At 72.1% G+C, this 11,387-nt stretch carries 7 protein-coding genes and 1 tRNA gene; 6 read left to right on the top strand and 2 right to left on the bottom strand.

The window, feature by feature from the left end:
* Window positions 1–167: 167 nt before the first annotated feature.
* Complete coding sequence (locus tag GSF22_RS23630) at window positions 168–2,660, bottom strand: S8 family serine peptidase (protein WP_208815927.1); 2,493 nt, start codon at window positions 2,658–2,660, stop codon at window positions 168–170.
* A 442-nt stretch (window positions 2,661–3,102) separates the two neighbouring features.
* Between GSF22_RS23630 and GSF22_RS23625 the strand changes: the two genes are divergently transcribed.
* Window positions 3,103–4,113: a sugar phosphate isomerase/epimerase family protein gene (locus tag GSF22_RS23625; protein WP_208815926.1), complete on the top strand. Its 1,011-nt coding sequence runs from the start codon at window positions 3,103–3,105 to the stop codon at window positions 4,111–4,113.
* Between the two features lie 75 nt (window positions 4,114–4,188).
* Here the strand turns inward: GSF22_RS23625 and GSF22_RS23620 are convergent, their stop codons facing one another.
* Entirely contained in the window at window positions 4,189–4,611 is a 423-nt protein-coding gene (locus tag GSF22_RS23620; RefSeq protein WP_208815925.1) for a hypothetical protein, read from the bottom strand.
* 268 nt (window positions 4,612–4,879) lie between these two features.
* Between GSF22_RS23620 and GSF22_RS23615 the strand changes: the two genes are divergently transcribed.
* The 5 genes from GSF22_RS23615 to GSF22_RS23595 all read left to right on the top strand — a co-directional run bounded on the left by GSF22_RS23615 (window position 4,880) and on the right by GSF22_RS23595 (window position 11,279).
* A tRNA-Asn gene (locus GSF22_RS23615) sits at window positions 4,880–4,952 on the top strand.
* A gap of 285 nt (window positions 4,953–5,237) precedes the next feature.
* A complete protein-coding gene (locus GSF22_RS23610) occupies window positions 5,238–7,349 on the top strand; it encodes an MMPL family transporter (protein WP_208815924.1) in 2,112 nt (703 codons plus the stop codon).
* Entirely contained in the window at window positions 7,339–8,580 is a 1,242-nt protein-coding gene (locus GSF22_RS23605) for an FAD-dependent oxidoreductase (RefSeq protein ID WP_208815923.1), read from the top strand. Before GSF22_RS23610 ends, GSF22_RS23605 begins: the two co-directional genes overlap by 11 nt.
* Before the next feature lie 51 nt (window positions 8,581–8,631).
* Window positions 8,632–9,585: a hypothetical protein gene (locus tag GSF22_RS34985; RefSeq protein WP_244453986.1), complete on the top strand. Its 954-nt coding sequence runs from the start codon at window positions 8,632–8,634 to the stop codon at window positions 9,583–9,585.
* The gene (locus tag GSF22_RS23595) at window positions 9,582–11,279 is read left to right on the top strand and encodes an insulinase family protein (RefSeq protein WP_208815922.1); all 1,698 of its coding nucleotides are present in this window, start codon (window positions 9,582–9,584) and stop codon (window positions 11,277–11,279) included. Before GSF22_RS34985 ends, GSF22_RS23595 begins: the two co-directional genes overlap by 4 nt.
* Window positions 11,280–11,387 lie beyond the last annotated feature (108 nt).

Here is an 11,387-nt window from a genome sequence, read left to right as displayed (position 1 = left end):
AGCCACGGGCACACTGCCGACGCGATCGAGAACCTCGAAGAACTTCGCCTTGAGTTCCACGGAAACGGACACGGTCCTCGCAACCCCCAGAAGATCCGGGTGTTGCGAGGACCACTAGACCCCAAGCTACCGAAAACGATAGGAAGGGGCCCTTCCTTACATCAGGGTCAGGCGGGTGGGCTGATCCGGATGCTCAGGCCCTCCCGGATCGACCTGCGGTTGAAGGAGTATTCGAGGGCGTCGGTGCCGGTGGCGTTCTCCAGCCCGACGGTCGCGCCGCCGCCGCTGGCGTACTGGCCGCCGACCAGATTCCGGTAGTGGTACTCGACGGTGCCGTCCGGCATGATCACGGCGCTCACCGAGATCCGCTCGCCGGGTGCGTCCGAGAAGGTGACGTTGCGCCACTCGACCACGAACGCGGTCGGGCTGGCCGAGGTGTACACCCCGGCTGCCGGGTCGACCTCCAGTCCGTCCCAGAACGGGTAGAACGCGCCGTTGGGATTGAAGCTCGACGGATCGGGCAGTTCGCCGTTGAAGAAGTCGTACTTCCAGGTGGGCAGGAGTTGGATCGCGCCACTGGTGCTGATCCAGGCCGAGGTGTAACCCTGGCCGTAGAGCAGCACCGGGAAGGGCAGGGTCACCTGGGTCTTCTGCCCGGTCGTGCTGATCGGCAGCAGGGTGCTGCCGGTGCGGTAGTCGGGGGCGATCCGGCGGCAGGTGTAGCCGAAGGTGTCCTGCCGCTGGGCGAGTGGGAAGTGCTGGGTGACGGCCGTGCTGCCGACCGTCAGGTCCACGGTGGCGGTGTCGGCGCAGCGCGACGACGGTTCGGTAAACAGCCGGTAGCTGCCCGCCGGGACGGTCACCGCGTAGTGCCCGTTGGCGTCGGTCACCGCGGAGACCGGTGCGTCGAGCAGGCGTACCCGTGCACCGGGGTCGGGCTGGCCGCCGACCGTGACGGTGCCCTGGATGGTGTACCAGGGTGCCCGCACCATGGTCAGGTTCAGGTTGGTGGTGGTACCGGCGGTGACGGTGAGGGTGCCGCTGCCGGTCTGGTAGCCGAATCTGCGGACCTGCCAGGTGTACGTCCCGGTGGCGGCGGGCTGCCAGTCGAGGTCGCCGTTCGCGGCGGTGGTGAGGGTCTTGGTGACCGGCCCGGTCAGGGTGAGCTGGACGTCGCCCAGGGCCGCCCCGCCGGTCTGGTCGACTGCGTGCGCGGTCAGCGTGCCGGTCCCGGCGGGTGCGCTGCCGACGATCGAGGCGTACACGTCGAGCCGTCCCTCGCCCCAGATGTTGTTGTCGTCGGTGGTGCCGCCGCAGCGGGTGTCGGTGACGTCGACGGCGCCGTCGTCCAGCAGGGCCCGGGTGGCGGCGACGTCGCCCTCCAGGTGCGGGCGGGCGGCCCAGATCAGGGCCACCGCGCCCGCGACGTGCGGGGTGGCCATCGAGGTGCCCTCCAGCGCGGCGTACCCGTCCCCGTAGGTCGAGTTCACCGCCACCCCGGGGGCGGCGATGTTCGGTTTGAGGTCGCCGTTCTGCCCGGGGCCGCTGGAGGAGAAGTCGGCGATGGTGTTCGTGGCGTCGAACGCGCCGACGCTGTACGCGGAGAGGTCCTGCCCGGGGGAGCCGGTCGACCCGCACGGCGTGACGCCCTCGTTGCCGCTGGCGAAGACCGGGAAGATGCCGGCGGCCACCCAGGATTCGACCACCGGGCTGTACCAGGCTGGTTCGTCCAGGTTGTCCCAGCCCCACGAGTTGTTGACGACGTCCGGTGCCAGGTCGGGGCGCGGGTTCTCGCCCAGGGCGTCGGTCGGGGCGAGCATCCACTGGCCGGCGGCCACCAGCGCGTTGTAGTCGCAGAGCACCGGCCCGCAGGCCCGGGCCGCGATCCACTGCGCGCCCGGGGCGACGCCGACCTGGTGGATCCCGTCCGGGGTCGCGCCGACCATGGTGCCGGTCACGTGGGTACCGTGGCCGCCGGTGTCGCAGGGGGTGGCCACCTCCGGGCACTCGGCGAGGAAGTCGTGCCAGTTGTGGTTGTGGTCGACGGTGCCGTCGCTGCGTCGCCCCCGGTAGCTGTCGGCCAGGGCCGGGTGGGTGTGGTTGACCCCGCTGTCCAGGCTGGCCACCACGATGCCCTCGCCCCGGACACCGAGCTCGTTCCAGACCCGGTCGGCCTCCACCCGGTCGACGTTCCACTCCACGCCGTTCACCGTCGGTCCACCGCCGGTCGACGGGCGCGGTGCGGCCGCCCGGACCACCGGTTCGGCGTACACCTCGGTGACCTCGGGGCGGGCGGCCACGGCGGCGACCAGGTCCGCGTCACCGCTGATCCGGACCGCGTTGGTCACCCAGTACGGCGTGAACGCCGCCTTGCGGCGGGTGAGCAGGGCGCGCAGGCCCGCCTGCGTCCGGTCGGCGTGCCCGGTCAGCGTGCGGTGCACCCAGGCGCCCCGGTCCGCCTTGCGGGTCAGCCGGTCCGCGCCGCCGAGGTCGGCGCGTTCGCCGACCACGGCCCAGAAGGTGGTGGCGGCGTCCGGGTCGGCGGCCAGGCGGGCCCGCAGTTCCGGGTCGGCCTTGTCCCGGACCGCCGCCGACGTCGCAGGCCCGGCCGAGGCCGGTGCGACGGCCAACGGTACGGCCAGGGCCACCAGTGCGGCCACCAGGGCCGCGCGTATCGGTCTTCTCGTCGGTGTCATCCGTCTCCCCGTCCGACTGATCGATGGACCATGCATCGACCAGCCTGAGGTTCGACGGATGGTGACGTGGTACCCGCAGGCTGTGATGATTGCCATCTTGCCAAACGGCTCTGGGAGCGCTCCCGGTTCCGGGTGTCTACCGGTCCGGCCGGCGCGGCCCTAGAGTGGGGGACGGCGACCCCTGGTGGTGGCCGGCGACCCGGCGGGAGGCGCAACCCGCTGGGTTCCAGGTGCGTACGCACCCGCCGGTGCCGCCGCCACGGTCGACCATGGACCGGTCACCCTCGCCCCAGTCCGCCGGCCGTACCGGGCGGGTCACCCGCCGCTCGGCGCTCTCCGGGAATCCCACGACACGACGGGCAACCGTTCGACACGGGAGCCCTGTTCACGGACAGGGGAAGACGACATGGCGCGACCGATCACGCTTTTCACCGGCCAGTGGGCCGACCTGCCGTTCGAGGAGGTCTGCCGGCTGGCCTCCGAGTGGGGCTACGACGGCCTGGAGATCGCCTGCTGGGGTGACCACTTCGAGGTCGACCGGGCGCTGGCCGACGACTCGTACGTCGACCGGAAGCGGCAGACCCTGGCCAAGTACAACCTGGAGGTCTTCGCGATCTCCAACCACCTGGTGGGTCAGGCGGTCTGCGACCACCCGATCGACGAGCGTCACCAGGACATCCTGCCCGGGCGGATCTGGGGCGACGGCGAGCCGGAGGGGGTACGCCGCCGGGCCGCCGAGGAGATCAAGGACACCGCGCGGGCGGCGGCGAAGCTCGGGGTACGCACCGTGGTCGGCTTCACCGGGTCGTCGATCTGGCACACCCTGGCGATGTTCCCGCCGGTGTCGCCGGCCATGATCGAGCGCGGTTACCAGGACTTCGCCGACCGGTGGAACCCGATCCTGGACGTCTTCGACGCCGAGGGGGTCCGGTTCGCCCACGAGGTGCACCCCAGCGAGATCGCCTACGACTACTGGACCACGAAGCGCGCCCTGGAGGCGATCGACCACCGACCGGCGTTCGGGCTGAACTGGGACCCGTCGCACTTCGTCTGGCAGGAGCTGGACCCGGTGAACTTCATCTTCGACTTCGCCGAGCGGATCTACCACGTGGACTGCAAGGACGCGAAGGTACGTACCGGGGACGGCCGGCGCGGCCGGCTCTCCTCCCACCTGCCCTGGGCCGACCTGCGCCGGGGATGGGACTTCGTCTCCACCGGACACGGCGACGTGCCCTGGGAGGACTGCTTCCGGGCGCTGAACGCCATCGGGTACGACGGTCCGATCTCGATCGAGTGGGAGGACGCCGGCATGGACCGGCTCGTCGGTGCCCCCGAGGCGTTGGGTTTCGTCCGTCGACTCGCCTTCGACGCGCCGACCGCCGCCTTCGACGCGGCCTTCAGCAGCGGCCGGGACTGACCCCGTCCGGCGCATCATGGACCGGACACGGCGGTGGGCCGGTCACCGAAAGGTGACCGGCCCACCGCGCCCGCGTCAGAGCGCGCTGCCGTTGGTGCCCGTCCCGGACGGCTTGGGGCGGGGGTTGGTGCTGGCCGAACCGGTACCCGACGTCGTGGACGACGAGCCCGGGGTGGCGGACGACGAGCCGGACTTCGCGCCGACGCTCGCCGGGGTACCGGCGAACGGCTTGTCGGCCGGGGTCAGCTCGTGCTTGGCACCACCGTTGGGGCCGCTGCCGAGCTTCTCACCGAGCTTGGTCTGGCCGAGCTTGTCCTTGCCCTCGCTGTACAGGCGGGTCGCCTGCGCCTGGGCCACGCCCGCGGCCTCCTGCACGGTGGGGTTGTCGAGCAGCTTGCGGCCCCGGACGACCAGCTCCTCGTACTTCTCCCGGCCCGCCCGGGCGCCCAGGACGAACCCGGCAGCCAACCCTGTCACGAACCAAAGCTTTCCGCGCATGGCGGCTCCTTCCGTACCTGGCGCGCGCCGCGGTGGCCCGGAGCGTAGTGCTCCGGGGTCAACTCCGGTCGCGCCTGCATCCTCTGTCGGCAGCTAACTACCCATCCTCCTCCTCGCTCATGCCTCCTTGTGGCGGGTACGACAATTTGTCCAGATCCGGGGCTGCCCGACCGGGGCCGGGCAACCCCCTGGACCGAACCCGGGGTTCGTCCTGTACTCTTTACCCCGTCGCCACGGCACCGGAGAGATCCGGAGCAGTGACCAGCGATCCCCCGTAGCTCAATTGGCAGAGCAGCCGGCTGTTAACCGGCAGGTTTTTGGTTCGAGTCCAAACGGGGGAGCTCTTCCACCACATGCCCGCCGGCACCGCTGGCGGGCTTCGTCGTCTCCGGGGGCGATCAGGTGGCCCCGGCCGCCACCGCACCGCACGGGCGCCGCGCTCCCGCCGCCCCCTGCTCTCCGTCGCCGACGCCCGTTCCGGGAAACCATCACCTTCTGCCCTTCTCGCGCGTTCTCCTGGCGAGGTGGTCGGTTTCCGTCGACCCGCCGGGCGGAACCAGCGGGGCCGCCATACACTCCGGTTGCGTCGATTCATGCGTCGATTGACCCGAGGGTGGGATGGCCCGATGCGTACCCGCAGTCTCGCCACACTGATCGCGGTGGCCGTGGTCCTCGGCTGGCTCGTCGTCAGCGGGGTCGCCGGCCCCTTCGCCGGCCGGCTCGGCGAGGTGGCCACCAACGACAACGCCGCCTTCCTGCCCACCGACGCCGAGGCGACCCGGGCCCAGGACCTGGCCGGTGGATTCGTCGACCGGCAGACCACCCCCGCCCTGGTGGTCTACGAACGCACCAGCGGCATCACCGACGCCGACCGGCAACGGGCCACCGCCGACACCGCCCGCTTCGCCCAGGTGCCCGGCGTGGTCAGCCCGCTGCCCCCACCGGTACCCAGCGAGGACGGCCAGGCCATCCAGGTGGTCGTCCCGATCGACGACGCCGAGGGCGAACAGATCGACGCGGTCGTCGACGAGCTGCGACGGATCACCGGTACCGGCACCGACGGCCTCACCGTCAACGTCGCCGGACCGGCCGGTCTGCTCGCCGACCTGATCGAGGTGTTCAGCGCGATCGACGGCACCCTGCTGCTGGTCACCTTCTGCGTGGTCCTGGTGATCCTGCTGGTCGTCTACCGCAGCCCGGTGCTCTGGATCTTCCCGCTGCTCGCCGCCGCGGTCTCCTTCTCCCTCGCCGCGCTCTTCATCTACCTGCTGGCCGACGCGGACGTGATCCGGCTCAACGGCCAGGCGCAGGGCATCCTCACCGTGCTGGTGTTCGGCGCCGGCACCGACTACGCGCTGCTGCTCATCGCCCGCTACCGGGAGGAACTGCACCGGCACGCCGAACCGGTCGCCGCGATGCGGACCGCCTGGCGGGGCGCCGCCCCGGCGATCGTCGCCTCCGGCGGTACCACCATCGCCAGCCTGCTCTGCCTGCTGCTGTCCAGCCTCAACTCCAACCGGGCACTCGGGCCGGTCGCCGCCATCGGCATCGCGGCCACCGTACTGGTGATGCTCACCTTCCTCCCGGCGCTGCTGGTCCTCGGCGGCCGGTGGGCGTTCTGGCCCCGCGTCCCCCAGCCCGACCAGGCCGAGCCCAGCGCCGAACACGGCATCTGGCAACGGATCGCCGGCTTCGTCGCCGGCCGCGCCCGGCTCGTCTGGGTGGCCACCAGCGTGCTGCTGGTCCTGCTCGGGCTCGGCCTGACCCAGCTCGGCGCCACCACCCTCGGCCAGACCGACCTGTTCACCACCCGGACCGACTCGGTCGCCGGTCAGGAGGCCATCGCCCGGCACTTCCCGGCCGGCACCGGCAGCCCGGCCACCATCTTCACCACCGTCGGTACCGCCGACCAGGTGGCCCAGGTCGCCCGGGGCGTACCCGGGGTGGCCCGGGTACAGCCGGTGCAGGGACAGGGCGGACCACCCGACCCGGCGGCGCCACCGAAGGTCGTCGACGGCCGGGTCCAGTTCCAGGCCACCCTCGCCGACCCACCCGACAGCGACGGCGCCGAGCAGACCATCCGGCGACTACGCGAGGCCGTGCACGCGGTACCCGGCTCGGACGCGGTGGTCGGCGGGTTCACCGCGATCAACGTGGACACCGGTGACGCCGCCACCCGGGACCAGAACGTGATCATCCCGGTGGTGCTCCTGGTGATCGCCGTGATCCTGGCCGTGCTGCTGCGCGCGGTACTCGCCCCGCTGCTGCTGATCCTGACCGTGCTGCTCTCCTACGCGGCCACCCTCGGCCTCTGCGCCCTGATCTTCCGGTACCTCTTCGGTTTCCCCGGGGTGGACACGTCCTTCCCGCTGTTCGCCTTCGTCTTCCTCGTCGCGCTCGGCATCGACTACAACATCTTCCTGATGAGCCGGGTCCGGCAGGAGTCGGTGCGGCGGGGCACCCGGGCCGGGGTGCTCTACGGGCTGGTCGTCACCGGCGGGGTGATCACCTCCGCCGGCATCGTGCTCGCCGCCACCTTCGCCGCGCTCGCCGTCCTGCCCCTGGTCGTCCTGGTCGAACTCGGCGTCGCCGTCGCGGTCGGCGTCCTGATCGACACGATCGTCGTCCGGTCCCTGCTCGTCCCGGCACTCAGCTACGACATCGGCCCGCGCATCTGGTGGCCGAGCCGGCTGTCCCGCGCCAACCACACCGAAGGGAAGGGCCGTCATGCCCGCTGACACCGACGTGGTGATCGTCGGCGGTGGCCTGGCCGGGCTCGCCGCCGCCCGCCGGCTGCACCGCGCGGGCGTACCGTGGCTGCTGCTGGAGGCCACCGACCGGCTCGGCGGGCGGGTCACCACCGACCGGGTCGACGGTTTCCAGCTCGACCGGGGCTTCCAGGTGCTCAACACCGCGTACCCCCGGCTCGGCACGCTGCTCGACCCGGACACCCTGGACCTCGGCTACTTCACCCCGGGGGTGCTGGTACGCCGGCACGGCACGCTCACCCGGCTGGTCAACCCGGCCCGCGAACCGGCCGGTACGGCCCGCACCGCGCTGGCCGGCGTCGGCCGGCTCACCGACCGGCTCCGGTTCGCCGCCCTCGCCGCCGGCTGCGCCACCCTGCCGGTGCACCGGCTGCTCGCCGCCCCGGAGACCACCACCGAGACCGCCCTCCGCCGGGCCGGGCTCTCCGACGCGATCATCGAGGAACTGCTGCGCCCGTTCCTCTCCGGGGTACTCGTCGACCGGGAACTGGAAACCTCCAGCCACGTCCTCGCCATGGTGCTGCGCTCCTTCGCCCGGGGCCGGATCGGCCTGCCGGCCGCCGGGATGGCCGCCCTGCCCGCGGCCGTCGCCGCGCCCCTGCCGGCCGGACTGCTCCAACTGGACACCCCGGTCTCCGCCGTCGCACCCGGCACCGTGCGCACCCCCACCGGCGAGATCCACTGCCGGGCCGCCCTGGTCGCCGTCGACCCACCCACGGCGTCCGCGCTGCTGCCGGCCCTGCCCCGGGTACGCATGCACGCCTACACGACCTACTACCACGCGACCGACACCCCGCCCCTGACCGAACCCGTCCTGCTGCTCGACGGGGACCGCCGGGAACTGCTCGCCAACACGACGGTGATCAGTAACGCCGCGCCGTCGTACGCCCCGGCGGGACAGCACCTGATCGCCACCTCGACGGTCGGCCCAACGGTGGTGCCCGAGCCGACCGTCCGCACCGAACTGGCTCGGCTGTACGGGCGGTCCACAGCGGACTGGACCCACCTCACCACGGTGCACATCCCCGCCGCGCTGCCCGCCGCGCCACCGCCGCAGGGACGGCTACGCAAACCGGTCCGGTTGGCGGAGGGCCTGTTCGTGGCGGGTGACCACCGGGACAGTCCATCGATCCAGGGGGCGCTGGCCAGTGGCTGGCGGGCGGCCGGCGCGGTGCTCCGGCAGCTGCGCGCCGGCACGTAGGGCCGCCTGAACAGATCCTTGGCGCCAACCTTGATCAATTAGTATCCGGCCATGCCCGCCCCCCTCCCGGTACCGAACTTCGATCCCGGTGCGGCGTACCCGGAGGTCGACCGGATGCGCGCCGCCCTGACCAACGGCGACTGGCCGGCGGTCCGGGACGTCCTCGACCGGCTCGACGGCCCCGGGCAGACCGTCGCCGTCCAGCTCGCCGGGGAGGTGGCGGGCACCGAACCGTTCCTCCGCTCGGTCGTCGCCGCCGACCCCGCCGACCCGTCGGCGGCCACCCTGCTCGCCTCCCGCCTCATCGTCGGCGGCTGGGAGATCCGCAGTGCGGCCCGGGCCCGGTACGTCTCCCGGGAACAGTTCACCGCCTTCCACGACCACCTGCGTCAGGCCGAGCGCATCCTGATCGACGTGACCGCCCGGCACCCCGGGTACCTGCCGGCGTGGACCCTGCGCGTCACCGGCGCCCGTGGTCTCGAACTGGGCCAGGCCGAGGCCCGGCGCCGCTACGACCGGCTCGCCCGGCACGACCCGCACCACCTGCCCGCCCAGAGTTCCCTGTTGCAGCAGTTCTGTCCAAAATGGGGCGGCACCTGGGAGAAGGCGTTCGCGTTCGCCCGGGAGTGCGCGACCACCGCTCCGGCCGGAGCACCCAACGCGTCGCTGGTCGCCGAGGTCCACCTGGAACACTGGCTCGCCGACGACACCGAACCCGCCGAACGGAGGGCCAACCGGCGGGACGAGGCGGTGCGGCGGGAGATCCTCGACGCCGCCCACCGGTCGGTGCTGCACCCGCAGTTCCGGCACGACCCGGGCTGGGTGTCGGTGCGCAACACCTTCGCCGCGGTGCTCTGCCTGCTCGACGAGTACCCCGCCGCAGTGGCCCAGTTCGACACCCTCGGGCCGCTGGCGACCGAGCGACCGTGGGGCTACTTCGGTGACCCGGTCGAGACGTACCAGGAGTTCCGCAGCCGGGCGTACGCGAAGGGGAGAGCACGGTGATCGAGCAGACCGAGGTGGACGGCGTACCGACACTGCTGGCCAAGACCGGCGGGCCGATGCGTGCCGGTCTGGCCTTCCGGGTCGGCACCGCCGACGAGACCCTGGCCCGCAGCGGCATCACCCACCTGCTGGAACACCTGGCCCTCGCCCCGATCGGGCTGGCCGACTACCACTTCAACGGGGCCACCGGGTCCGTCGTCACCTCGTTCCACCTGCAAGGCTCAGAGAACGACATCGCCAGCTTCCTCACCGCCGTCTGCGAAAGTCTGCACGACCTGCCGGCGCAGCGACTGGAAATCGAGAAGGAGATCCTGCGTACCGAGTGGGGCAGCCGCGCACCCGGGCCGATGGACACCATGCCGCTGTGGCGCCACGGCGCCCGGGACCACGGACTGGTCAGCTACCCGGAGTTCGGACTCAGCATGATCGGCGAGGACGACCTGCGGGCCTGGGCGACCCGGTTCTGCACCCGGGACAACGCGGTGCTCTGGATCGCCGGGGACCGGGTACCCGCCGGACTCCGGCTGCCCCTGCCGGCCGGGGTCCGCCAGCCGGTACCGACCGCCTCGTCCGCCCTGCCGCAGGCGCCCGCGTACTTCGTCCACGGGTCCCGGGCCGTGGCCCTCGACGCGGTGGTCCGCCGCCGCACCGCCGCCAACGTCTTCGCCGGGGTACTGGAACGGGAGCTGTTCCGGTCGCTGCGACAGGAGGGCGGGCTGTCGTACACCGCCACCGCCGGCTACGAGCCGCGCGGCGACGGGTACGCCCACCTGCGCGGGCTCGCCGACGCACTGCCGGAGAAACAGGACGCCGTGCTGGGCGGCTTCGTCGACGTACTGGCCAAGCTGGCGGTGGGTCGAATCGACCGGGCCGACCTCGACTCGGTGGTCGGGAAGGCGCAGGATTCACTGGGTACCGCCGAGGTGCACGCCGCCCGGCTACCGTCGTACGCGGTCAACCTGCTGACCGGGCAACCCAACCTGGAGATCGAGGCGTACCGTGCCGAACTGGCCGCGGTGACCGTCGACGACCTGCACGACGTGGCCACCGAGACGATGGGCTCGGCGCTGCTCATGGTCCCGGAGGGCTGCCGGGCCGACTGGGCCGGCTTCACCGAGGCACCCACCCGCTCGACCGGGACCGTCGACGGCACGTCGTACCTGGCCCGGGACGGCGAGGGGCAGCTCCGGGTCGGCGTCGACGGGGTGAGCTACCTCGGCCCCGGTGGCCCGCTCACCGTCCGGTACGCCGACTGTGCCGCACTGCTCTGCTGGCCCGACGGCGCCCGCCAGCTCATCGGCGCGGACGCCATCTCGCTACGCATCGAGCCGACCCTGTTCCATCTGCACCCGGCGACCCTGCCGATGCTGGAGAGCCAGGTACCGGCCGACCGTCGGGTCACCATGCCGGCCCGGCCCGCCGAGCGGATCCCCCAGCCGGAAGCCGCTGTACAGCCGACCGGCCCGACCACCCGCCGGTACGGCGCGCTGGCTGTCACCGCGATGCTGGGCAGCGGTCTGGTCACCACCGTGGTGGCCGGCTACGCCCTGCTGCTGACCGTCGGCATGCTGTTCACCGAGGAGGGTCGGCAGGCACCCGCAGACCTCTGGGTGGTGGTCGTGATCTCCTGGCTGCTCGCTGTTATTCTCGCGTTGCCCATCGTGCTGATCCTCCGGCGGCATCGGTCGCGGTGAGCTGACGGGCACCCGGTCACGGTGTGGTCGGAGATCCACCGGGCGGGATACGATCCCCGCGCGGCAGGGGGCGGTAGCTCAGCCGGTTAGAGCAGGGGACTCATAATC

Source organism: Micromonospora echinofusca, assembly GCF_017614955.1.
Taxonomy (GTDB): domain Bacteria; phylum Actinomycetota; class Actinomycetes; order Mycobacteriales; family Micromonosporaceae; genus Micromonospora; species Micromonospora echinofusca_A.
Note: the sequence above shows the minus strand (reverse complement) of the source record. Positions and strands in the feature narration are given on the sequence as shown.